Here is a 23608-nt window from a genome sequence, read left to right as displayed (position 1 = left end):
GGTCGAGGCGTTCATAGACGGGGCGCGGCCACCTGGTCGAGCAACTGCAGCAGCACCTGGTCGATGGAAAGGCCTTCGATGTCCAGCTCCGGTGACAGGCGCACGCGGTGGCGCAGTACGGCCAGGGCGCAGCCTTTGATGTCGTCGGGCAGGACGAAATCGCCGCCGCGCAGCAGGGCACGAGCGCGGGCGCCGCGTACCAGGGCAATCGAGGCGCGGGGCCCGGCACCGATCGCCAGTCCAGGCCAGCTGCGCGTGGCACGCGCCAGGCGCACTGCATAGTCGAGAACCTGATCGTCGAGCGGCAGGTCGCCAGCGATCTTCTGCATGATCAGCACGTCCTTGGCCTGCAGCAGCGTGCGCAGAGGCGTCACCTCGAGCATGTCGGCCTTGGTCGAGCGGCTGACCTGGCGAACCATGCTCAGCTCCTCGTCCTGCTCGGGGTAGTCCATGTGCAGCTTGAGCATGAAACGGTCGAGTTCGGCCTCTGGCAGCGGGTAAGTGCCTTCCTGCTCGATGGGGTTCTGGGTGGCCAGCACCATGAACGGCAGCGGCACCGCCAGTGCGCGGCCTTCCAGGGTCACCTGGCGCTCCTGCATGACCTCCAGCAGGGCGGCCTGGGTCTTGGCCGGGGCGCGGTTGATCTCGTCGGCCAGCAGCAGGTTGGTGAAGATCGGCCCCTTGCGCAGCTTGAACTGCTCGCTTTGCAGGTCGTATACGGCGTGGCCGGTGATGTCGCTGGGCATCAGGTCCGGGGTGAACTGGATGCGTGCGAATTCGCCGCCGAAGCAGCGCGCCAGGGCACGTACCAGAAGGGTCTTGCCGAGGCCCGGTACGCCTTCGAGCAGCACGTGTCCGCCGGCGATCAGCGCGGTGAGCACGTCGTCGATCACGGCCGTCTGGCCGATCACGGCCTTTTGCAGTTCCTGGCGCAGGGCCTGCGCCAGTTGGCTGGCGCGCTGGCGTTGCAAGGCGATATTGTTTGCCGCCGGCGCCGCAGCGGCGCTGGCAGGTTCGCTGATCGGACTGCTCGGCTGGTCGGGCGTATGTTCGCTCATAGGGCATTCCTGAGTGTTTGCAGGTGGGCGACCTGGCGGGTGAAGTCGCTGGCGGAAAGACGTTTGTTGCCCAGCGGGCGCATGGCCTGGCTGATGGCGGAGGACGGCAGACGGCTGAGGCGGCCGAGGATCTGCCACTGGTCGGCGACCCCGAGGCGCTCGAAGCCGGGATGGCGACGCCGCGCACGGCGCAGGATGTCCTGCTGCAAATTGCCGAGCAGGCGCTGCTGGCCGCCATGGCGCAGCAGGAAGTCGGCGGCCCCGCGCAGGTGTTCCTGCAGTTGCCGACGGCTGGCTGGCTGCGGTTGCAGCGAGCCCTGGCGCTGGCCGACGTGCCAGAGCAGCAGTGCCAGGAGCAGACCGAGGGCCAGCAGCGCAGGCGTGAAGTGACGCTGCAGCAGGGTCAGCAGGTTGTCGCGATCGGCGTTGTAGACCAGGGTCACGGCGCTGTCCTGGCTGAGGTACCAGAGCAGCCAGGCGTTGTCGTGGTTGCCCAGCTTGTCGTTCTGCCAGATCCAGGCGTCGGTGACGATGCTGATCAGCCCTTCGCCGTGATAGATCTGCAGCAGGTGCGTAGCTTCGCCACTGTTGGCCCAGACATGGGCCAGGTCGTCGGCGTCGTAAAGGTGGAAGTCGGTATCGAAGCCGATATAGGCCGGTGCCTGTTCGTTTTCCAGGTACAGCTTGGTGAGGCCGGGGTAGGTATCCAGCGGCTGCTCTGCACTGTTCTCGCTGCCCGGCTCCGCCGTGTCCTCGTCGGTAGCGTCCTCGCTGGCGGCCTCATCCTCGTCCTTGTCGAGGTTCTCGACGGGGTACTGCTGCACATTCAGCCTGTCGAGCAGTTGGTCGCCGCTCTTGCCCTCGGCCTCGTCCCACATGCGCTCGGCGATGAACAGCAGGTGGCCGCCCTTGGCGGTCCATTGCAGCAGGCGCTCGTTCTGCTGCGGCGTGAGGTTGCTGCGGTTGGCCAGCAACAGCAGGGTCTGTCCGCGGCTGGGCAGGGTAGCCAGGCCGGCAAGGTTGTCGGCGCGTGTCACCGCGATGCCGCGCTCGCGCAGGAAGTATTCGGCAGCCAGATACGGATTCGCCCGGGCCTCAGGCGAGGGGCCGTGGGTCACCACTTCCTCGTAGGATTCGGCACGGCCCAACAGGTAGCTGCCAAGCAGGCCGAGGCCCAGCACCAGCAAGCCACCAAGGGCGATGCGAGTGGTGCGGTTCATGGTTGGCCACCGTGCTCGACCAGGCGGCGCCAGTCGTTGCAGAGCACCGGGCACAGCTCGGCCGGTGGCAGGCGATGGCCGTACGCGAGGTTCTGCCAGTGGCGGGTCAGGTTCTGGCTGAAGTTGCTCAGTTCGGGGTCATCCAGGCTATCGACAAGCGGCAGCACCTCGGCCTCGGTGTGGGAATTTTTAAGCGCCAGCCTGTGGTCGTGGATCAGTCGGCTGAGCAGTGCGCGGTACAGCAGGCCCAGGGCGGCGCGTGGATCATCCTGCCAGAGACGTTCGGCGGCACTGGCGACATCGTCGGGCAGGCTCTGCGGCAGCACCTGCAGGCCGAACAGCTGGCTGGGCGCCTCGTTGCGCTCCGGCAGGCGCAGGCGGGCCCGGCCGGCGAAGGTGCTCAGCCAGTCACGGTAGCGCCAGATCACCAGGGCAATGATGCCAATCACCAGCGCCCACAGCAGCGCCTCGAAGAACAGGGCGAGGCCTTTCAGCACAGTCCAGTTCTCGACCATTTCGAGCAGCGCCTCGACGGCCTTGGCCCTGTCTGCCGATGGCTCGCTTTCGGCCTGCTCGGTGTCATCGCCGAAACGCCAGCGGGTCACCGTTTCCCGGTTCTCGAACGGTGGTGCGTCGAGTATCGCCAGTGCGGACTGGCGCGAAGCCTCGCTGGTCAGTGGCTGGGCGAGCAGTCGCGCGGCCTCCGGGCCGTTCGGGTCTTCCTTGGGCAGTGGGCAACTGTACGTGGTGTCGGTTTCGGTGTCGGCGAACGCCGGCGTGGCGGGCTGCAAGAGCAACATGCCAATGCCGAGCAGCAGGGCATAGGCCGCGCCAGTGAGGCGCTGCCGCAGGCGGCGGAAGGTCAGTTCGATATCCCAGCCTTCCAGCGCGGTGCGGCGATTGAGGTACAGGGTGAACCCGCAGGCCACGTAGATCGGCTCCCAGAAGACCAGCAGTGCTACGTAGAACAGGTTGGACAGGTGCTCCAGCCAGAGCCATTCGCTGGTGTCGCCATTGATCAGGCTCTGCCAGTCCCAGTCCATCTCTATCTGCGTGGGCATGAACAGGTACACCAGGCTGCCCAGGCCGATCCACAGGGCAACTTCCAGGTGCACGCCCACCAGCGTCAGCCAGGTGGCGGCACCGGCGTCGCGCTGCGCCAGTACGTTCAGGCGCTGCGTGCGCGCCTGGCCCTTGAGGCCTTCGAGCTGCAGCACCGGCAGGTCGAAACTGCGCGTCGGGCTGAAGCGGCGCCAGGTCAGGCTGGCCAGCAACTGCGGCCTGAGCAGGCCGGGAAGTGCCCTCAGGGCCTCCTTCAGTGTCGGCGTATCGGCAAACAGCGAGCGCGACAGGATGTACAGCGGCAGCCGCTCATAGGCGGGCTTCAGCCACCAGAACACGAACATGGCCCAGGAGGGGTATTGCCATAGCAGCGCACTGAGCAGGGCAAACACCGGTAGCGTGACGATGGCCCAGCTGGCCATCAGCAGGCCGCGATGACGGCCGGCCATGAGCACGCCCAGGTCGATCGCCTCCCAGGCGGTGCGCGGGCGAATCGCCACGCTGGCGTCAGTCAGGCGCATGCTGCCCCCTGCCGGCCAGGCACAGGTAAGCCAGCACCAGGCCCCAGAGGGCGGCGCCGACGGCATACTTGATATGCGGGGTGGCGAAGGTCATGGAGGACCAATAGGCCTCGATGAACGCGGCTACCAGCAGGAACAGCGCGGCGCCGCCAAGCAGGCGTACGGCGCGGATCGCCGCCAGGCGCAGCGCTTCGCCACGCGGCAGGCGTCCGGGCGCGAGCAGCGCCCAGCCGAGCTTGAGCCCAGCGGCGCCAGCCAGGGCGATGGCGGTCAGTTCGAAGGCACCATGGCCGATCACGAACGACCAGAAGGTTTCGCTGTAGCCCAACTGCGTCAGGTAACCGGCCACGGCACCGATCATCAGGCCATTGAAGAGCAGGAAGAACAGGCTGCCGACGCCGAACAGCAGACCGCTGGCGAAGGTCTGAAAGGCGATGCCGATGTTGTTCATGATGTAGTAGCCGAACATCATCCAGTCGTCACCGGAGTCGCGCTCGCCGAAACGGCCCAGGCGGGTGGTGTCCGGGTCGTACATGCGTTCCATCTCACTGACGCGGTCCGGGTCCATGACGCTGTAGACCAGGTCCGGAAACAGGTAGACCAGGCTGCCCATGACCGCCAGGCTGCCGAAGAACAGCAGGCTGGCGATGGCCACCAGGCGCCATTCCTCACGAACCAGGCGTGGAAAACCGGCGAGCACGAAGCCAATCAGCTGTGGGCCGATGGCACTGCGGTGGCGATAGAACTGCTGGTGGCCGCGCAGTGCCAACTGTTGCAGTTCATCGATCAGGTGATTGCTGTAGCCGCGTTCCCGGGCCAGGGCGAGGTGTTGGCACAGGCGCCGGTAATCGGCTGCGAACGTGTGGCTTTTCTGCGCGTCGACGCCTCCTTTTTCAAGGCGCTCGAGGTATTCGGTGAAGGCCTGCCACTGCGGTTTGTGCCGGGCTTCGAAAAGGCTCTGCTTCATGTCGGACCCAACAGGCCGCGGGCGATGCCGTTGATCTGCCGTTCGGCATGTTCGGCATCGACCTGTAACGGCTCCGCCAGAATGGCCGCCAGTTCTGCGCGGCGTGCGGTAGACAGGGTTTCACCGCGCTCGGCGAAGGCTAGCAGGGCGCGCTGTTCGGCCAGGTCCAGGGCAATGGGCGCGTGCAGCGCATCGGCGTCCGGCAGTTTGGGCCGCTCGATTGGCTGGTCGCGGTAGACCACCAGCGTGCCGGCGGCGATATCGCCGAGGCGTTTGAATGCGCGGTTGCTCAGGCAACTGATGATGCCCAGGGTGTAAGCGAATGGCAGCAGGTCGACGAAGCGCAACAGGTTGCGGGTCAGCGAAGCCGGCCAGCCAATCGGTGTGCCGTCGTCATGCACGACCCGCAGGCCAAGCATCTGCTTGCCGGGCGAGCGGCCCTGATTGAACATCTCGAACAGCACCATGTACCACCAGGTCACCAGAAACATGATGATGGTCGCCAGGCCCATGCCGAATTGGCCGAGCCAACCGAGCACCAGGTAGACGACACCGAGAATCGCCCCGCGGATCAGCAGGTCGATGGTGAAGGCCAGGGCACGCGGCACCAGGCCCGCCGGGCGCAATGCCAGGTCGATGCCTTCCGGCGTTTCCACCTGATAGCGTGTGTCCAGCACGGTTGGCTGTTGTCGATTGAGAGGCGAAGCGGAGGAGGGCGGCATCGTCACGTCGTATGTGCAAAGCCCGATGCTAGCCAGCAGCGAGGCAGTAAGCAACCTGACCGCGCGAGCGCGGTCAGGCGGGCGGCGGTTAGCGTGCTACCGGGAGCACGCCGAAGATGGTGCGGTACAGCACGCCCATCGTCACGACGAAGAGCGGAATGCTCCAGATCAGGCCGATACCCAGCGGGATGGCGCTGAGAATGACGATCACACCAATCAGCAGGAACAGGCCGAAGGCCTTGAACCAGTGTTGGCTGATTGCCTTGCGCGAGGCTTCCAGCGCCTGCCACGGCGACAAGCCGCGCTCGACCACTAGCGGAATCGCCAGCATGTAGGCCACCGCCAGGTAGATGCCCGGGAGCACCAGCAGGAAGAAACCGATGTAGATCAGCAGCATCATCAGCAGGGCGGTGAGCAGCAGCGGTACGGTACGGCCGAAGTGGCTGAAAATCTCGTTGAAGCTGAACGGCTGCCCGGCGGCGCGGCGGATACCGACCATGTTGAGGCCGGCCATGAACGGATAGGCCGCGGCAGAGGCGAGAATCATCGTCACCACCTGGCCGATGATGATCAGCGCCAGGCTGTCGCTGAACATTGTGAAGATACCGAAGGCGCCACCGATCACGAAAGACGCGATGAACAGCGCCACGTAGAACACCAGGAAGCCGCCGATGATGATGCCTTTGGTGCCCTTGGTCAGTTGCCAGGCCTCGCTGATCAGCGAGCCGATGCTGAAGTCGTAACCACGGCTTAGCGCCTGCTCGATGCTGAGGGCCTGGTCGCCGTTGGGGGCATCGCGCAGATCGCTGGTGGGAACGGCGTAGGGATTGGTGGAAAGCGTGTCACTCATGATTCATCCTTGGCGAGTGTAAGTAAGATTTGTTTCCTGATATTAATGGTCGCGCAGCCGGCCCACAAGGATAACCGTATCGCCGCTTCGCTGAGGTGTGCGCATGATCAAGCTTTCGAGGACGGGTTGCGGTTTGTGATGCCTCGCCAACACGCCGTAGACTGCGACGTTTACTCGCTAAATTAGGAGCACGCCGTGCCGTCCAGCCTATTCTGGTACGACTACGAAACCACGGGCATCGATCCGCGCCGTGACCGCCCGCTCCAGGTCGCGGGTATCCGCACCGACGAGCAGCTCAACGAGATCGAAGCGCCGCTCAACCTCTATTGCCAGCCCAGCGATGACATCCTCCCGCACCCGGCGGCCTGCCTGATTACCGGCATAGGCCCGGAGCGTCTGGCACGTGACGGCCTCGGTGAGGCGCAGTTCATGACGCGCGTGCATGCCGAACTGGCTCGCCCCGGTACCTGCGGCGTGGGCTACAACAGCCTGCGTTTCGATGATGAGGTAACGCGCTACAGCCTGTACCGCAACTTCTTCGATCCCTATGCCCGTGAATGGCAGGGCGGCAACAGCCGCTGGGACCTCATCGACATGGTGCGAACCGCCTATGCATTACGCCCCGAGGGCATCGAATGGCCTCAGGGCGAAGCTGGCGTGAGCCTCAAGCTCGAGCAATTGACCGCTGCCAACGGCATCGAGCACGGCCAGGCCCACGATGCGTTGTCCGACGTGCGCGCGACCATCGCCCTGGCGCGCCTGGTGCGCGAGCGCCAGCCGAAGCTTTACGACTACCTGTACGGGTTGCGCAGCAAGCAGCGGGTGCTTGACCAGATTCGCCTGCTGCAACCCCTGGTGCACGTGTCCGGACGTTTCTCAGGGGCGCGTCATTACCTGGGCATCGTCCTGCCGCTGGCTTGGCACCCGCGCAATCGCAACGCGTTGATCGTCTGTGACCTGCACCTGAACAGTGCGCCGTTGCTGAACGAAGACGCCGAGACGTTGCGCCGTCGCCTGTACACCCGGCGGGAGGCCCTGGGCGAAGGCGAGCTCCCGGTGCCGCTCAAGCTCATCCACATCAATCGTTGCCCGGTGGTCGCACCGCTTAGTGTCTTGCGCGCTGAGGATTGCGAGCGGCTGCAGGTGGACAGGGCCGATTATCTGGCGCGTGCTCAGCAGTTGGTCGCCCGCCAGGGCGAGTGGCAGGAAAAATTGCCGCAGGTCTATGAAGAGGAAAGTTTTGCCAGCGGGCTGGATCCGGAACAGCAGTTGTACGATGGTTTTATTGGTGATCGTGACCGGCGACTGTGTGAACGCGTGCGCGACAGCGATCCGCTGCAGTTAGGCACGCAGGCCTGGCCGTTCGATGATCAGCGGTTACCGGAATTATTGTTTCGTTACCGGGCGCGAAACTTTCCAGCCACGTTGACGCTTGAAGAACAACAGCGTTGGAGAACATTCTGCGGTCAGCGCCTTGGCCAGCCGGAATGGGGGGCACCCAATACGCTCGCGAGTTTCGAGGCGGACATGGCAACAGTGCTGAGTGGTGCGACGGCCGCGCAGCGGGTAGTACTCGAGGCGTGGCGTGCGCATGCGCAGGAGTTGCGGCAGCGTTATGGCCTATAAGGCTGCAGATGATTATCGAACGGGTGAGGCGGGCAGGTATCTTTCGGGCTGAAGAGCACAACGTGCTCACTGACCGCTGAGCAGGTGTGTTCCGTGCAAACAGCGCCCATAAAAAAACGCCAGCAGTGCTGGCGTTTTTTTATGGGCTCACCGCCCCAAGCCGTTTCAGCCCAGCAGGGTAGCCCAGCTTTCGACGACGTCGGCGCCCCACTTGGCTTTCCACTCTTTCAGGGTTTTATGGTTGCCACCTTTGGTTTCGATGACTTCGCCGGTGTTCGGGTTCTTGTACTGCTTAACTTTGCGAGCACGCTTGCTGCCAGTGGTGGCAGTTTTGGTGGTGCGCTGGTTCTTGCCGGATTTGGCTTCCGGATCCAGCAGGGCAGTAATGTCGCGCAGCGACTTCTGATATTCGCCCATCAAGGTGCGCAGTTTGCCTTCGAATTCGAGTTCTTTCTTCAGCTTGTCATCCTGCGACAGGCTCTTCAGACGCTCTTGCAGTTCTTTGATGTTTTCTTCGAGGCTGCGGTATTCGGTGATCAGGGACATGTGCTTACCTTTAAATGCTGGGGGGTAGTAGCCAAGTGTTGCTTATAGTAGACATCGGTAAATTATAAGTAAACCGGTTTGTAATGGAGACGATGTTGTTAAAGAGAAGTTGCAGGCAGCAACACGCATTTACTTTTTAATTGCCACTTAAAAAAGGGCGATGACTAATCCGGTTTGTGTGAGGTAGTCGCCACATTATTAGCCGGCTCAATACGCTATTGCCGATCACTTGGCGGGCGCTTGCCGCGCACCGAAGCCCCGGCTCGTCGTGGTGCTGCCGTTTTGTCCCTAGTCTGGCTAAAATGCGCGCCTTCGCTATTTCTCTGGAGTTGTTCATGCGCACTTTTCGGCTGGTCATCGCCTGCCCTGACCGTACCGGTATCGTGGCCAAGGTCAGTAACTTCCTGGCGACCTACAACGGCTGGATCACCGAGGCTAGCCACCACTCGGACACGCAGAGCGGCTGGTTCTTCATGCGCCATGAGATTCGTGCCGATTCGTTGCCGTTCGACCTGGACGGCTTCAACCAGGCCTTCTCGCCGATCGCCAGGGAATTTTCCATGGAGTGGCGGATTACCGATTCGGCACAGAAGAAGCGCGTGGTACTGATGGCCAGCCGCGAATCCCATTGCCTGGCCGACCTGCTGCATCGCTGGCACAGCAATGAACTGGACTGCGAGATTCCCTGTGTGATTTCCAATCACGACGACCTGCGCAGCATGGTCGAGTGGCACGGCATCAGGTTCATCCACGTGCCGGTGGACTCCCAGAACAAGCAGCCGGCATTCGACGAGGTGGCGCGCCTGGTCGAGGAACACCGCGCCGACGTCATCGTGCTGGCGCGCTACATGCAGATCCTGCCGCCGAAACTGTGTCAGGACTACGCCCAGCGGGTAATCAACATCCACCACAGCTTCCTGCCCTCGTTCGTCGGTGCCAAGCCTTATCACCAGGCCTCGCTGCGCGGCGTCAAGCTGATCGGCGCCACCTCTCACTACGTGACCGAGGAGCTGGATGCCGGCCCGATCATCGAGCAGGACGTGGTGCGCGTTAGCCACCGCGAGTCCATCGAGGAAATGGTGCGCCTTGGCAAGGACGTGGAAAAAATGGTGCTTTCCCGTGGTTTGCGCTATCACCTTGAGGACCGTGTACTGGTGCATAACAACAAGACCGTGGTATTCGATTGATCCTCACGAGCCGCATCCTGCCACTCGGTGTTCGCCCGACTCACGGAGCTGATGATGAGCGATGACACACCTCCTCAGCCGGGTACCGCCACCCCGCCACCAACCTTGGGCGAGGGCTGTGTGCGGCGCTACGATCCCGATGCCTTGAGTGACGACGATGGCGCCGAGTTCGAGGGGGCCGAGGCGCTTTGGCGTCGTTTGCAGCGTGAGGGCGAAGCACCTGCGCAATGAATGGGCAGAAACGAGAAGGGGCGCCAGTGCAGGCTGTATGAAACTGCTGCGCCCTGTCATGCGGCGTTGAAAACCAGCCCAAAACGCTCATTGGCAACTCGTAAACTGCTCTTATCGCCGGTTTTGCCATGCCTGCCCTTCGCTCGCTATTTTTTACACGGCCTGAGTGGCGCCTCTTTTTGTTTGCCCGCCGCTGGCGAAGGCGGGCTCGCCCTTCAGCCTGGCTGGCAGGGTGAGGTGGCCGAGCTGCAAGTTTCTGGTCATGGCATCTTGCATCCGGCATTCACTGGAACCAGTCTTGTAAGGCCTCGCCCGTCGGCGAGTCGGGAGGGTGCTGCACCGGTCGCTGGCTGGCTGCTGTGCCAGCCGCGACGCCATGAAGCTTCAATCCAGAGGACGGCAGCATGTCTTTGAATCAGCAATTCGTTTTCGGAGCGGGTAGTGATGGCCAGGCGGTTGGCCAGTCGCTGCGCCTGGCCAACCGCCATGGTTTGATTGCCGGTGCCACAGGCACCGGCAAGACAGTTACCCTGCAACGCTTGATCGAAACTTTCAGTGATGCTGGCGTGGCGGTTTTCGCGGCGGATGTGAAGGGCGATCTGTGTGGCCTTGGTGCTGCCGGCGCCCCCCAGGGCAAGATTGCCGAACGTATCGCCAGCATGCCTTGGCTGGCGCACAACCCTGCGGCCTACCCGGTCAGCCTGTGGGATGTCCACGGGCACAGCGGTCATCCACTGCGTACTACCCTCAGCGAGATGGGGCCACTGTTGCTTGGTGCCCTGCTGGAACTCACCGACAGCCAGCAGGCGGCGTTGTATGCGGCGTTCAAGGTTGCTGATCGCGAAGGCCTGCTACTGCTCGACCTGAAGGACCTGAAAGCCCTGCTCAACCACCTGCGGGAGCAGCCCGAGGTGCTGGGTGCTGACAGCGCCCTGTTTACCGCCAGCTCCGCCCAGGCATTGCTGCGCCGGCTGGCCAGCCTCGAACAGCAGGGCGGCGACGCGCTGTTCGGCGAGCCTGCCCTGCAGCTCGAAGATATCCTGCAGCCGGACGGTGACGGTCGCGGGCGCATCCACCTGCTCGACGCCAGCCGGCTGGTGCACGAGGCGCCCAAAGTCTATGCGACATTCCTGCTGTGGCTGCTGGCGGAGCTGTTCGAGCAGTTGCCTGAGCGCGGCGATGCCGACAAGCCGCTTCTGGCGCTGTTCTTCGACGAGGCGCACCTGCTGTTTGCGGACACACCGAAGGCCCTGCAGGCGCGCCTCGAACAGGTGGTGCGCCTGATCCGCTCGAAAGGGGTGGGCGTGTACTTCGTGACCCAATCGCCCGGCGACCTGCCTGACGACGTGCTTGCGCAATTGGGCCTGCGCATCCAGCACGGCCTGCGGGCCTTCACCGCGCGTGAGCAGAAGGCGTTGCGCGCCGTGGCCGAGGGCTTTCGCCCCAACCCGGCATTCGACAGCCTGGCGGTGCTGACCGAGCTGGGCATCGGCGAGGCGCTGGTGGGTACCCTGGAAGACAAGGGCACGCCAGCGATGGTGCAGCGTGTCGCTATCGCCCCTCCACAGTCGCGGATCGGGCCGCTTTCCGAGGCGGAGCGCGCGGTGCTGGTTCGCCAATCGCCCCTGGCCGGTCGCTACGACAAGGCCTTCGACCGTGAGTCGGCCTACGAGATTCTGACCGCCCGCGCAGTCCAGGCGAGCGAGCAGGTGCAGGCTGGCAAGCCGGTGCCGTCTACGGCCAGCGTGGCCAGCGACTTTCTTGGCGGGCTGGCCAGCCAGGCGGTAAAAAGCGCGGTGCGCCAGGTTGCCAATCAGCTTGGTCGGCAACTGGTGCGGGGCTTGATGGGCTCTCTGCTGGGCAGCAAATCGAGCGGCAAGCGGCGCTAGCGCGAATGCTGGCGGTCGGCGGCATAAGGCCGACGGCTGCAGCTGTGCAGGGTCAGGCGCTTTCGGCGCTGGCCTCTGCCTTGCTGGACAGGTCTTTCTCGATTTTCTCTAGTTCTTTGTCAAATGCCTGGTCGAGCAGGCTGGCTTTCTTGCGCCACGGCTTGCGTTCCGGATCCGGTTGAGCGGCGTAGGTGATGACTTCACCGCCGTATACGTCCTTGTAACGCTGCGCCTGGCGCTCGAGTTCGGCGCGCAGTTCGTCTTTCGTCACGATAGTACCCATGGTTTTCTGAATAGGAGAGCGGTGACACGTAAGACCGGGCGGTCTTACTGATACGGTCACTCGCTCTACTTTGAAGCGTTTGCCCCCAGCAAAGTTCCGGGTATCCACGACAGGCCTTGCGGGACGCGGGAGGGCAAGCGCCTGATTATCACCGACCGCTGGCGAATGTCCAGTGCCGTCGCACTGCCCTCTGTTGGCCGCGCGGTCAGGAAAGCGCCCGGTATTGCAGGCTGAAGGTCAGGCTGTGGTGCTCGCCCCGATTAAGCAGGACCAGCCCGGGCTTGCCAGGCATGTGGTGGGCGTTGACCGGGTGGCTGACTGGCTCGAAACAGAAGAAGGGTTTTTCTTCGGGGCAGAAGAGCAAATACAACTCGCTGCCTTCGGCACTGATTTCCAGACTGTAACCCGCATCCGGCTGAAGGATGCGCGCCTGGCCGTCCCAGCCTACGAAGGCATTGTCGGTGTGGCGTTGTGGCAGTGCGGCCGCTTGCGAGAAATTCCAGTGCGTTGGTACTTCACCAAGCGTGGTCGGCAGGCTGTCGCGGGTGCATTCCCACACGCGTTGCGCACCCGCCTGCAGGCGGGTGTTGGCGAGCCGTGGAAAATAGGGATGCAGGCCCAGGCCGTGCCACATCGGAGTATCGGCCAGGTGGGTGACCTGCAGATGGATGTCCAGGCGGCCCTCATGCAGACGAATGCGCTGCTCCGCACGGTAGGCAAAAGGAACCTGGCTATCAAGGCGCAGCACAGCGGAGTTGTCGCTGTGCTCGACCACCTGCCAGGGTTGTTGCCAGGCGCTGCCATGAATTGGCAGCGGCGAGTTTTCCGCATTGGCCTCCAGGGCTAGCCAGCCCTGCGGATTGTCGAAACCGCCCTCGCTGATTCGGTTGGACCAGGGTACCAGCGGGTAGCAACACAGCCGGCGCGGCGTGCCGGCGTGCAGGTCCTGCTCGTCGCTATGGCGCAACAGGGGCTGCCCGGTTTCGCTGACCACCCAGTTGGCGATGCTGCCCCCGGTTGCGGGCGCGAGCGTAAGGCTGGTGTAGCGGTCTTGCAGTTGTAATCTGTTGTGCGCCATCGTGTGATACCTGTGCGGTTAGCGGGTCATATGCGGTAATTAGAAGGGCGTGTCATCATACAACTGCCTGATATATGATGCGCTTTGGCCATCCAGACGATATCTAGTGCTATGGAAAATCAGAACACGCCGCCACGTGCGCGCCGCAAGCATCGCAGCCTGGCTCAGGAGCTGGTCGCGGAGCTTTCCCAGCGCATTCGCGATGGGGTGATCAAGCGTGGCGAAAAGCTGCCGACCGAGTCGGCGATCATGGAAGAGCAGGGCGTCAGCCGCACCGTGGTGCGTGAAGCCCTGTCGCGGTTGCAGGCTTCCGGCCTGGTGGAAACCCGCCATGGCATTGGCACCTTCGTACTGGATACGCCCAACCCCGGTGGCTTTCGCATCGATCCGGCGACCATCGTCACCCTGCGTGAAGTGCTGGCGGTGCTCGAATTGCGCATCAGCCTGGAAGTCGAGTCGGCCGGCCTGGCGGCCCAGCGTCGCACGGCCGAGCAATTGGCCTCGATGCGCCAGGCGCTGGATGCGCTCAATGAGGGTGTGGCTCACGAGAGCGATGCGGTGTCCTCCGATTTCCAGTTTCACCTGCAGATTGCCCACGCCACCGGCAACCGTTATTTCACCGATATCATGAATCACCTGGGTACCAGCATCATTCCACGTACCCGGCTGAACTCGGCGCGCCTTGCTCACGACGATCATGCGCACTACATGGCGCGCCTCGAGCGCGAACATGAGCAGATCTACGAAGCCATCGCCCGCCAGGACTCCGATGCCGCCCGTGCTGCGATGCGCCTGCACCTGACCAACAGCCGCGAGCGGCTGCGCCAGGCCCATGAAGCGGCGGCCGAGGTCGCCGTCAAGCAGGCCTGAACCCCCGGTCGACGGTGAGGGTGTCGCCCGCGCTCTGCTGACCATCATGCCCGCCGGCCCTGCTCGAGTTGATGCAGGGCCGGCGCGCGATGGATCACCGCAAGGTGTCAGGCGTCCTTGCGATAGGTCAGTAACACGATTCCCGCCAGCACTATCGCCCCCCCGATCATCTGCATACCGCTCAGTACCTGATCCAGCAGCAGCCAGCCGAACAGCAGCGTGGCGATCGGCTCCATGTTCATCACCGGTGCGTTCTTGGCCATGTTCAGGCGCGGCACGGTGACGAACAGCATGCAGAAGGCGATGCCGTAGAGCAGCACCAACGCGCCCAGGGCGATCCAGCCGGTGGAATTGGCCGGCAGGTTCATGCCGCCGGGAATCAGATCGGCGCTGCCGGCAAGGGCCATGCTGCTGAACACGATCATCAGGGTCAGCATGCTGCGTACCGAGCCACGCAGACTCGACAGCTTGTGATCGGTGATCCACAGCGCGCAGGCGAATACGCAGGCGGCCAGGAACGATGCGCTGACACCGACCACCCATTCCGGACCAGCCGGCTCGCTGGCGCCCAGGCGTGCGGGCAGATCCAGGGCGAAGACCAGGCCGAGCAGGATCAGCCCCATGAGCATTACCGTACGCCGCGTCGGTGCCGAGCCGCCCAGAGCCCAGGTGAGCAGGGCGAGCAGGATCGGGAAGGTGTTGCCGATCAGCAGGGCCAGCGCTACCGGGATGCGCGCTACCGCGGAATACAGGCAGATGCTCTGGGTGGCGATCAACAGGCCCAGCAGCAGTTGCCAACGCCAGGCGCCGGGTGGCAACTGCAGTGTCTGGCGCTGCCAGAGCACGATACCGAGCAGGACCAGCATGGTGACACCGGAGCGGCAGAGGATTGCGAGCAGCAGGCCGGTGTCATTGTCGAAGGCGATGCGTGCGGCGATATGGTTGCCGGCGAACGAGCAGGCTAGCAGCGCCAGCAGCAGCACAGCGATATGACGGGGAAACAGGGCAGGGGCAGTCATGTCAGCAATTTCCGTATCGAGTTGAGCCTGAAGCGCTTGATGGTGTGCTCACCATTCGCGTTGCGCTAAAAAAAACGGCGGGTCGCGTTATGCACGCGACCCGCCGCGGGTGTAGCAGTATCAGAGTACGACGCTAGGCAGCCACAGCGAGATGGCCGGAATGTAGGTCACGGCCATCAGCACCATGAACAGCGCGGCGTAGAACGGCAGCAGTGCCTTGACCGTTGCTTCGATGGTCACCTTGCCGATCGCCGCACCGACGAACAGCACAGCGCCAACAGGCGGGGTGATCAGGCCGATGCCCAGGTTGACCAGCATGATCATGCCGAAGTGCACCGGGTCGACACCGAACGAGGTCACCACCGGCAGCAGGATCGGCGTGAGGATCAGGATCAGCGGCGCCATGTCCATCAACGTGCCGAGCACCAGCAGCATGAAGTTGACGCACATCAGGATCACGTAGCGGTTGTCCGAGAAGGTCAGGAACGCGGTGGTGATCTTCGACGGAATCTGCATCAGGGTCATGATGTAGCCGAACGCGGCGGCGAAGGCGATCAGGATCATCACGATCGACAGGGTGCGCACGGTGCGGTGCATCATCTTCGGCAATTCGCGCCATTTGTAATCGCGGTAGATGAACATGGTCACGAAGAACGCCCAGATCACCGCAACGGCCGCCGACTCGGTGGCGGTGAACACGCCCGAGAGGATGCCGCCGAGGATGATGACCATGGTCATCAGGCCCCACAGCGCTTCGATACAGATCTTGATCGCCTGACGCAGCGGGATCACTTCACCTTTCGGATAGTTGCGCTTCTTGGCGAACCACAGGCACAGCGCGGCCATGGTCGCGCTCATCAGCAGGCCCGGACCGATACCCGCCATGAACAATGCGGCGATGGACACCGTACCGCCTGCGGCCAGCGAGTAGATCACCGAATTGTGGCTTGGCGGGGTAAGCAGCGCCTGCACCGAACCCGACACGGTCACGGCGGTGGCGAACTCACGTGGGTAACCCTTTTTCTCCATTTCCGGAATCAGCACCGAACCTACCGACGCGGTGTCGGCCAGCGACGAGCCGGAGATGGCGCCAAAGAAGGTCGAAGCGGTGATGTTCACCAGCGACAGGCCACCGCGTACGAAGCCGACCAGCACGCCAGCGAAGGCCACCAGGCGACGAGCCATACCGCCTTCGGCCATGATCGCGCCGGCCAGCACGAAGAACGGAATGGCCAGCAGGGAGAACTTGTTGACGCCGCCAGCGATCTGGATCATCACGGCGTGCAGGGGAATCTCGATCCACCAGGCGCCAATCAGCGCCGAGATGCCAAGCGAGTAGGCGACGGGAACGCGCAGCAGGATCAGGACGATGAAGCTGCCTACGAGAATGGCGGCATCCATTACACGGCCTCCTTGGAGTCTTCGACCGCTTCGAAATCAACGACGCGTCGCTTGTGCTGATCGCCGTAGAGCAACTGCTCGATGACGAACATCAGGGTGATGAAGCCACCTACCGGAATCGGCATGTAGCTGATGCCAACGCTTACCGAGGGCAGGGTGCTCAGGTACTGGTTCCAGGTTGCAACGCACAGCTTGTAACCCCAGATCAGCATGAACAGTGCGACGGCTCCCATCGTCAGGCGCACAAAAAGAGTGATCACTGGTGCCGTTACTTGCGGCAGGCGATCGGTCAGCGAAGTCACGGCCATGTGAGCGCCCGCGCGGTAGCTGGCGGCGGCACCCACGAAGGTGAACACCACCATCAGCAGAATCGAGATAGGCTCGGGCCAGCCCAGTCCTTGCCCCAGCACGTAACGGCTGAAGACGCCCCAGGGGATGATCGTGGCCATGATCACGATTGCCAGGCTGGCAACCATGATGCAGGCGCGGTAAATGGCGTCATTGACGCCCAGAACCAGGTTTTTCATGAGACTTCACCGGATGGCATGGAGCCGGCGGCAGCCGGCTCCATGCGCTTGCGCGAGAGGATTACTGGACGGCTTCGATGCGCTTGATCAGATCGGCGTACTTGGCACCGTACTTCTCACGAACCGGGGCGGTCGCTTCATAGAATGGCTTGGTGTCCACTTCGATGAACTCGACGCCTTCGGCTTTGAGTTTCTCGTCGCTGGCCTTCTCTTTGGCTACCCACAGGTCACGCTCTTCGAGCTGCGCTTCCTTGGCCAGTTTCTTGATCAGGGTCTGCTGCTCCGGCGTCAGTTTCTCCCAGGCGGCTTTGGACATCAGCAGCGGCTCGGGCAGGATCAGGTGGTGAGTCTGGGTGTAGTACTTGGCGACGCGGAAGTGGTTGTGCTCGAGCAGGGTCGGCGAGTTGTTCTCGGCGCCGTCGATCACGCCGCTCTGCAGGGCGCTGAAGATCTCACCGGTGTCCATGGCGATGCCGTTGGCGCCCATGGCGTTGAGGGTGTCGATGAACAGCGGGTTGCCGATCACACGGATCTTCATGCCCTTGAGGTCTTCGAGCTTGCGCACCGGTTTCTTGGTGTACAGGCTGCGGCTACCAGCTTCCATCCATGCCAGGCCGACCATGTTGAAGTCGGAGTTGGTAATGGCGTCGAGGATTTCCTGACCGATTTCACCGTCCACCACTTTGCGCATGTGGTCGATGTCACGGAACACGAACGGCATGTTGAAAACGTTGGTGGCCGGAACCACCGGGCCGACCGAACCGAGGCTGACGCGGGTCAGCTGAACGGCGCCGATCTGGGTTTGTTCGATGACTTCCTTCTCGGAACCGAGAACGCCACCGGCGAACATACGGCCCTTGATTTCGCCGTTGGTGGCGGCTTCCAGTTTCTTGCCGAGGTTTTCCATGGCCACTACGGTTGGGTAGCCTGCCGGATGGATTTCGGCGATTTTCAGGGTGGTGTCAGCCTGAACCAGGCTCGACAGACCAATGGCCAGCGGGAGTGCGGCGATGAGCAACTTGCGCTTGAAATTCATGTGAATCTCCATTTTGTTGTTGTTGGTTGCAGCGTTGTGAAGCTCCAGAGTGGCCCATCGGATCAACAGGCCTTCCAGATGTGGGTAAATCAGGATCGCAACGGTGTTTCTTCAATACCGCTTACACCCGGCTGCAAGGCGAATACACCACCCGCCAGCGGCTGGTCGTCCAGGTTGCCGCCCGGACGAATCGAGGTAACGTACAGGGTGTCCATATTCGGCCCGCCGAAGGCGCACATGGTCGGTTTTTTCACCGGCACTTCCAGCGAGCGGTCGAGACGACCGGCTGGGGTGAAGCGGTGAATCAGGCCGGCATCGTTGCCGCAGATCCAGTAGCAGCCATCTGCATCCACTGCGGCGCCGTCGGGGCGCCCGGGAAAGTCGTTCATGTCGACGAACAGGCGGCGGTTGTGCGGCGTGCCACTGTCGATGTCGTAGTCGAAGGCCCAGATCAGCTGTACCGACGGATGCGAGTCGGACAGGTACAGGGTGCGGCCATCCGGGCTGAAGCCCAGGCCGTTCGGCACGATCAGGTCATCCAGCAGGACGGGCAGGCTGCTCTGCCCGGCGCCGTCATAGCGATATAGCGCGCCGACGTTGGCGCCTGCCGCCATGTCCAGAAGCATGCTGCCGGCCCAGAAACGACCTTGGCGATCGCAGCGGCCATCGTTGAAGCGCATGCCCTCGCGGGCATGATCCACTGCGATCAGGCGCTCGCCGACCAGCCGACCATCATCGGTAGCGGTCAGTTGGAAAATCCCGCTCTGCATACCGGCGATCCAGCTGCCATCCGCACGGCGAGCGATGCAGGCAAGCATCTCGTCGGCTTCCCAGCTTTGCGTGGTGGCATCCGCAAGGTTCCAGCGGTACAGCCGCTTATTGGGAATGTCGACCCAGTAAAGGGCCTGGTCGCGGGCGCACCACACCGGGCTTTCGCCCACGGCGTTGCGCGCGTCGAGAATCAGTTCGGCTTGCGTGGGCATGTCCGACCTCTTGTTATTGTTGTCGAAGAGGGGTGTGTATCAGTCGCCGAACGGGCCAACCGCCGTGAAGGCACCACCCTGATAGATCGCGTTGGGATCATCGGCCGCCATCGGCGGCTGCGCCTCGACCTTGTCGCGGAACACTTCGGAGGTATCTTTGGGCGCGTAACCCAGATGAGCGGCCTTGTGGTTGTCCCACCAGACGATCTTGTTTGCCGATACGCCGTACACCACTGTGTGACCGACGTTCGGCGTGGTCAGCCCACGCTCGATCAGTTGCACCAGGTCGTCGTAGCTCAACCAGGTGCTCATCATGCGGCGGTTCAGCGGTTCGGTGAACGAGGAGCCGATCCGCAGGCTGACGGTTTCGATGCCGTAGCGGTCGAAGTAGAAGCTGGCCATGTCCTCGCCATAGGACTTGGACAGGCCGTAGTAACCATCGGGGCGGCGCGCGCAATCGGCGTCGATGGTATCGGTCTGCTTGTGGAAGCCGATGACGTGGTTGGAGCTGGCGAAGATCACACGTTTTACGCCATGGCGACGCGCTGCTTCATAGATGTGGAATACGCCGCTGATGTTCGGACCTAGGATTTCCTCGAACGGGCGCTCCACGGAGACCCCGCCGAAGTGCAGGATGGCATCGACGCCTTCGACGAGCTGATGAACGGCTTGCTTGTCGGCCAGATCGCAGCGCTGAACTTCGATGTGTTGGCCTTCGGCAGGTGCCATCTCGACGATGTCCGAAAGACGCAGGATCTTGGTCAGGGGCTGCAGGCGTTCGCGCAGTACCTTGCCCAGTCCGCCAGCCGCACCGGTGAGCAGCAGGCGATTGAAGGGGGGGTGTGCGTTGGAAGTCGTAGTCATGGGCGGGAGGCCTGTTCTCTGCTTGTTGTTATTTAGAGAGTGTCATCTGTTGTCGTATGACATTGACGAATTATCGGCATCCCCCCAAGCGTTTGTCAACGCGCTCACCCTAAGACGATAGTCCCCCATCAAAGGACTATATAGGTCTGAAATAGGCAAGATAGACGCTTCGCTCCTAACTGGTGGGAATGGCGGGGCGCCCGTCGGCATCGCCTGTCACTGCGCTACCGCGAAAAGGCCATGGTGACCGGTGCCCGGCTGGCGACTCGAGCGCAGCCCTCACCGCCTTCGGACCGGCAATAGCGGCAGAGGCCGGCGGCAGTCGCGGCGCACGCCGCAGGGGCGCAATGGTCGGCAAGCGCAATGGCGCCTTGTATGGCGCAACAATGGTTCGTAAAACGGTGGGAATGGGTGGCCGGCAAGCGGCGTGGCGCCGCGCAACGTGCCGTCAAGACACGCGGGCTAGAGGGGGCCGTGAAGAGGGGAAGAGAAAAGTATGGCTTTCAATAATGTCGTACGATAACGTATCTCTAACAGCCTAGGCTGCTCCTTTTCCATACGTGCGCTACAGGTGTTCGACGAAATGACCCCACAAGAATTAAAAACTGTCCTCTCCTCCGGTCTGTTGTCTTTCCCGCTGACCGATTTCGATGCCCAAGGTGAATTCAACCCGGCCGGCTATGTACGTCGCCTCGAGTGGCTGGCCCCGTACGGCGCCACTGCGCTGTTCGCCGCTGGCGGTACCGGTGAATTCTTCTCCCTGGCGGCTGACGAGTATTCGTCGGTGATCAAGACTGCCGTCGACACCTGCGCCGGTAGCGTGCCAATTCTCGCCGGCGTCGGTGGTTCCACCCGTCAGGCCATCCAGTACGCCCAGGAAGCCGAGCGTCTTGGCGCCAAAGGCCTGCTGCTGCTGCCGCACTACCTGACCGAAGCGTCGCAGGAAGGCGTGGCCGCTCACGTCGAGCAGGTCTGCAAATCGGTGAAGATCGGCGTGGTGGTCTACAACCGCAACGTCTGCCGCCTGACCGCGCCGCTGCTCGAGCAACTGGCCGAGCGTTGCCCGAACCTGATCGGCTACAAGGATGGCCTGGGTGACATCGAACTGATGGTCTCGATTCGCCGCCGCCTGGGTGACCGTTTCAGCTACCTGGGTGGCCTGCCGACCGCCGAAGTCTACGCCGCTGCCTACAAGGCGCTGGGCGTGCCGGTCTATTCTTCGGCGGTGTTCAACTTCATTCCGAAAACCGCGATGGACTTCTACCACGCCATCGCCAAGGACGATCACGCCACCGTCGGCAAGATCATCGACGACTTCTTCCTGCCATACCTGGATATCCGCAACCGTAAATCCGGTTATGCCGTGAGCATCGTCAAGGCGGGTGCGAAGATCTCCGGCTACGACGCCGGCCCGGTCCGCGCACCGCTGACCGATCTGCTGCCAGGCGAGTACGAGCAACTGGCCGCGCTGATCAAGGCGCAAGGCGCTCAGTAAACGCCGTATGAGGCTGTAAGGCAGCTGAATACGTTCAGCCAGATGGCTGCAAAAGGCCCCGGATTTCCGGGGCTTTTTTATGCAGGTCGGAAACGCTGTCGCGTGTTCATCGAGACGCCTGGCGTCAGCCATCGGTGAGCGGACGAGGGCGGCGGCTACGCGATTTGGCAAATTCCTTGTAAGCGGTAACCACCACCACGATGAAGGTGCCCAGCAAAACCAAGCCGGAAATCGGTTCGGTGATGAAGGGCAGCACATCGCCCTGGCTGCTCATCAGCCCACGGCGCAGGTTGACCTCGATGATCGGCCCGAGGATGAAGCCGAGCAGCAGGGGTGTCATGGGGATCGAGGCCTTCTTCATCAGCCAGCCGATCAGACCGAACAGCAGCATGCAGCCGACATCGAACAGGCGGTTGTTGATGCCATACGCACCGATTACGCAGAGCATCATGATCAGCGGCAGAAGAATGTGCTTGGGTACCGACAGCAGGCGCACGAAGCCGCGCATGAAGCTGAACAGGCCGACCACCATCACCAGGTTGGCGATCACCAGGGCCGTGAAGATGCCGTAGACCAGCAGCCCCTGGGTCTCGAATAGCATGGGGCCCGGGGTTATGCCATGGATCATGAAGCCGGCCAGAAGGATGGCGGCGGTGTTGTCGCCTGGAATGCCGAGGGTCATCAGCGGCACCAGCGCGCCACCGGTCGAGGCGTTGTTGGAAGATTCACTGGCGACCAGCCCGTCGGTGATGCCCGTGCCGAACTGCTCCGGGTGCCTGGAGTATTTTTTCGCCGCGCCGTACGCCAACAGGTTGCACACCGACCCGCCGAGCCCGGGCAGTATGCCGACCCCCGTCCCGATCAGTGATGATCGCAGCCAGTTGCCGAAATGGCCGAAGCCGGCGCGTATGGAGAATCCCATCTGCCGCAGGTTGTAGTTGGCCGCCGCCGGCGGCGTGCTGCTATCGCGTGATTCGGCTTCCTCCAGGAGCTGCGAGACGGCGAACAGGCCGATCAGGGCCGGCAGCAAGGCAATGCCACCGTCTAGCTCCGCCCAGCCGAAAGTGAAGCGCGGGAAAGCGGTGATGGGCGCCATGCCGACGAAGGCGATGATCAGGCCGATGGCCGCAGCCCCCAGGCCTCGCGCCAGCGAGCCACCGCTGAGGCCGGCAACCAGTGTCAGCGAGAACAGCGCAATGGCGAAGTATTCATAGGGGCCGAACTGCAAGGCGACCTCGGCCAGCCTTGGAGCGATGAAAAACAATACGCCGAGGCTGAAGATACCGCCCAGGAACGAGCAGATGATCGACACCGACAGGGCTTTGCCTGCCTCCCCGCGCGAGGCCATGGGGTGGCCATCGAAGGTGGTGGCGATCGACGCCGGGGTGCCGGGGATTTTCAGCAGGATCGCCGAGATCAGCCCACCCGATGTGCCGCCGATGTAAAGGCCCATGAGCAGCGACAGGCCGTCCACCGGTGACATGGCGAAGGTGACCGGCAGAAACAGCGCAACGCCCATGGTGACCGTCAGGCCAGGGATGGCGCCAATGATGATGCCCAGCAGCGTACCGCCGGTTATCAGCAACAGCGTCTGCATGTTGAGTACGGAAAGGATGCCTTCTATAAGCATGTGCAGCTCCTCAGCCCAGAATTCCCGCGGGCAGGCTGATATCGAATACGTTGACGAACAGGTAGTAGAAACAAGCGGCTGGCAACAGTGCGACCAACGCGAATTTCAGGTAGGTGCGCTTGGCGTCCTTGGCCAGGATCAGCATTTGTACAAAGCCGTACAGCGCCGAGGCCGGCAGGAAACCCAGCGGTTCGAGCAGCGCCAGGTACAGGCCCATGATCACCACGCTTGCCGCAACGGCAGGCAGGCCAGCGAACATCGGGGGCGAGGGTGGCGTCGCGGGCTCGCTGCGCAGCCGGGGGCGCAGGGTCTGGCGCCAGCCGTCGACCAGCAGGGCGATGGCCACCACCATCAGCAGGCCGGCGGTCAAGCGCGGCACGAAGGCGGAACCAACGCCGATGGCGGCGAATTCTCTGATGTGCTGGCTGGCCCAGAACAGCAGGATGCTGGTGCCCAGGAATACCGCGCCGGTAATGAGGTCAGGGCCGGGCAGACGTTTCTCTGCATGCATGAGTTGGGTCCTCGTCATGGCGAACACTGCGC

At 62.8% G+C, this 23608-nt stretch carries 23 protein-coding genes; 6 read left to right on the top strand and 17 right to left on the bottom strand.

Translation table 11 applies throughout. The annotated features are described in order from the left end of the window. Positions 1 to 11: 11 nt before the first annotated feature. From ACZ0AV_RS08740 to ACZ0AV_RS08715, 6 genes are all read right to left on the bottom strand, one after another. The gene (locus ACZ0AV_RS08740) at positions 12 to 1058 is read right to left on the bottom strand and encodes an AAA family ATPase (protein ID WP_499150681.1); all 1047 of its coding nucleotides are present in this window, start codon (positions 1056 to 1058) and stop codon (positions 12 to 14) included. Continuing rightward, a complete protein-coding gene (locus ACZ0AV_RS08735) occupies positions 1055 to 2278 on the bottom strand; it encodes a DUF4350 domain-containing protein (protein ID WP_499150680.1) in 1224 nt (407 codons plus the stop codon). The genes ACZ0AV_RS08740 and ACZ0AV_RS08735 overlap by 4 nt, the downstream gene beginning before the upstream one ends. Next, positions 2275 to 3861, bottom strand: coding sequence for a DUF4129 domain-containing protein (locus tag ACZ0AV_RS08730; protein ID WP_499150679.1), 1587 nt, complete (start codon positions 3859 to 3861; stop codon positions 2275 to 2277). The genes ACZ0AV_RS08735 and ACZ0AV_RS08730 overlap by 4 nt, the downstream gene beginning before the upstream one ends. After that, positions 3848 to 4828, bottom strand: coding sequence for a stage II sporulation protein M (locus tag ACZ0AV_RS08725; protein WP_499150678.1), 981 nt, complete (start codon positions 4826 to 4828; stop codon positions 3848 to 3850). The genes ACZ0AV_RS08730 and ACZ0AV_RS08725 overlap by 14 nt, the downstream gene beginning before the upstream one ends. Beyond that, a complete protein-coding gene (locus tag ACZ0AV_RS08720; protein WP_499150677.1) occupies positions 4825 to 5550 on the bottom strand; it encodes an RDD family protein in 726 nt (241 codons plus the stop codon). Before ACZ0AV_RS08720 ends, ACZ0AV_RS08725 begins: the two co-directional genes overlap by 4 nt. Positions 5551 to 5638: 88 nt before the next feature. Then, entirely contained in the window at positions 5639 to 6400 is a 762-nt protein-coding gene (locus ACZ0AV_RS08715; RefSeq protein ID WP_499150676.1) for a hypothetical protein, read from the bottom strand. 195 nt (positions 6401 to 6595) lie between these two features. Between ACZ0AV_RS08715 and sbcB the strand changes: the two genes are divergently transcribed. Continuing rightward, on the top strand, positions 6596 to 8026 hold the full coding sequence (gene sbcB, locus ACZ0AV_RS08710) for an exodeoxyribonuclease I (protein WP_499150675.1): 1431 nt from the start codon (positions 6596 to 6598) through the stop codon (positions 8024 to 8026). A 165-nt stretch (positions 8027 to 8191) separates the two neighbouring features. On the opposite strand, the gene mvaT is transcribed toward sbcB, so the two are convergent. After that, positions 8192 to 8572 (bottom strand): histone-like nucleoid-structuring protein MvaT, encoded by a 381-nt coding sequence (gene mvaT, locus ACZ0AV_RS08705; RefSeq protein WP_499150674.1) that lies wholly within the window; start codon positions 8570 to 8572, stop codon positions 8192 to 8194. 335 nt (positions 8573 to 8907) lie between these two features. Here mvaT and purU point away from each other — a divergent pair, with 335 nt between their 5' ends. The 3 genes from purU to ACZ0AV_RS08690 all read left to right on the top strand — a co-directional run bounded on the left by purU (position 8908) and on the right by ACZ0AV_RS08690 (position 11879). Then, the gene (purU, locus tag ACZ0AV_RS08700) at positions 8908 to 9759 is read left to right on the top strand and encodes a formyltetrahydrofolate deformylase (RefSeq protein WP_499150673.1); all 852 of its coding nucleotides are present in this window, start codon (positions 8908 to 8910) and stop codon (positions 9757 to 9759) included. A gap of 54 nt (positions 9760 to 9813) precedes the next feature. Then, the gene (locus ACZ0AV_RS08695; protein WP_499150672.1) at positions 9814 to 9990 is read left to right on the top strand and encodes a hypothetical protein; all 177 of its coding nucleotides are present in this window, start codon (positions 9814 to 9816) and stop codon (positions 9988 to 9990) included. 404 nt (positions 9991 to 10394) lie between these two features. After that, positions 10395 to 11879 (top strand): helicase HerA-like domain-containing protein, encoded by a 1485-nt coding sequence (locus ACZ0AV_RS08690; protein ID WP_499150671.1) that lies wholly within the window; start codon positions 10395 to 10397, stop codon positions 11877 to 11879. Between the two features lie 52 nt (positions 11880 to 11931). On the opposite strand, the gene ACZ0AV_RS08685 is transcribed toward ACZ0AV_RS08690, so the two are convergent. Both ACZ0AV_RS08685 and ACZ0AV_RS08680 read right to left on the bottom strand, forming a co-directional pair. Then, the gene (locus ACZ0AV_RS08685; RefSeq protein WP_499150670.1) at positions 11932 to 12150 is read right to left on the bottom strand and encodes a hypothetical protein; all 219 of its coding nucleotides are present in this window, start codon (positions 12148 to 12150) and stop codon (positions 11932 to 11934) included. 217 nt (positions 12151 to 12367) lie between these two features. Then, positions 12368 to 13240 (bottom strand): aldose 1-epimerase, encoded by an 873-nt coding sequence (locus ACZ0AV_RS08680; protein ID WP_499150669.1) that lies wholly within the window; start codon positions 13238 to 13240, stop codon positions 12368 to 12370. A 111-nt stretch (positions 13241 to 13351) separates the two neighbouring features. Here ACZ0AV_RS08680 and ACZ0AV_RS08675 point away from each other — a divergent pair, with 111 nt between their 5' ends. After that, positions 13352 to 14110, top strand: coding sequence for a FadR/GntR family transcriptional regulator (locus ACZ0AV_RS08675; protein WP_499150668.1), 759 nt, complete (start codon positions 13352 to 13354; stop codon positions 14108 to 14110). Positions 14111 to 14217: 107 nt separating this feature from the next. On the opposite strand, the gene ACZ0AV_RS08670 is transcribed toward ACZ0AV_RS08675, so the two are convergent. From ACZ0AV_RS08670 to ACZ0AV_RS08645, 6 genes are all read right to left on the bottom strand, one after another. Continuing rightward, the gene (locus ACZ0AV_RS08670; RefSeq protein WP_499150667.1) at positions 14218 to 15129 is read right to left on the bottom strand and encodes an EamA family transporter; all 912 of its coding nucleotides are present in this window, start codon (positions 15127 to 15129) and stop codon (positions 14218 to 14220) included. A 120-nt stretch (positions 15130 to 15249) separates the two neighbouring features. Continuing rightward, positions 15250 to 16530, bottom strand: a complete 1281-nt coding sequence (locus tag ACZ0AV_RS08665) for a TRAP transporter large permease (RefSeq protein ID WP_499150666.1) — start codon at positions 16528 to 16530, stop codon at positions 15250 to 15252. Continuing rightward, a complete protein-coding gene (locus ACZ0AV_RS08660; protein WP_499150665.1) occupies positions 16530 to 17057 on the bottom strand; it encodes a TRAP transporter small permease in 528 nt (175 codons plus the stop codon). The genes ACZ0AV_RS08665 and ACZ0AV_RS08660 overlap by 1 nt, the downstream gene beginning before the upstream one ends. Before the next feature lie 61 nt (positions 17058 to 17118). Then, positions 17119 to 18093 (bottom strand): TRAP transporter substrate-binding protein, encoded by a 975-nt coding sequence (locus tag ACZ0AV_RS08655; RefSeq protein ID WP_499150664.1) that lies wholly within the window; start codon positions 18091 to 18093, stop codon positions 17119 to 17121. An 89-nt stretch (positions 18094 to 18182) separates the two neighbouring features. Then, positions 18183 to 19076 (bottom strand): SMP-30/gluconolactonase/LRE family protein, encoded by an 894-nt coding sequence (locus ACZ0AV_RS08650; protein ID WP_499150663.1) that lies wholly within the window; start codon positions 19074 to 19076, stop codon positions 18183 to 18185. Positions 19077 to 19115: 39 nt separating this feature from the next. Continuing rightward, positions 19116 to 19940 (bottom strand): NAD-dependent epimerase/dehydratase family protein, encoded by an 825-nt coding sequence (locus ACZ0AV_RS08645; protein ID WP_499150662.1) that lies wholly within the window; start codon positions 19938 to 19940, stop codon positions 19116 to 19118. Between the two features lie 583 nt (positions 19941 to 20523). Here ACZ0AV_RS08645 and kdgD point away from each other — a divergent pair. Continuing rightward, complete coding sequence (gene kdgD, locus ACZ0AV_RS08640; protein ID WP_499150661.1) at positions 20524 to 21435, top strand: 5-dehydro-4-deoxyglucarate dehydratase; 912 nt, start codon at positions 20524 to 20526, stop codon at positions 21433 to 21435. Positions 21436 to 21559: 124 nt separating this feature from the next. Here kdgD and ACZ0AV_RS08635 read toward each other — a convergent pair whose 3' ends face one another. Both ACZ0AV_RS08635 and ACZ0AV_RS08630 read right to left on the bottom strand, forming a co-directional pair. Then, positions 21560 to 23065 carry a tripartite tricarboxylate transporter permease gene (locus ACZ0AV_RS08635; protein WP_499150660.1) on the bottom strand — a complete coding sequence of 502 codons (1506 nt, stop codon included), beginning with the start codon at positions 23063 to 23065 and terminating at the stop codon, positions 21560 to 21562. Between the two features lie 10 nt (positions 23066 to 23075). Continuing rightward, positions 23076 to 23576, bottom strand: coding sequence for a tripartite tricarboxylate transporter TctB family protein (locus ACZ0AV_RS08630; RefSeq protein ID WP_499150659.1), 501 nt, complete (start codon positions 23574 to 23576; stop codon positions 23076 to 23078). Positions 23577 to 23608: the final 32 nt, after the last annotated feature.

Source organism: Pseudomonas sp. AC532 (genome assembly GCF_979258965.1).
Note: the sequence above shows the minus strand (reverse complement) of the source record. Positions and strands in the feature narration are given on the sequence as shown.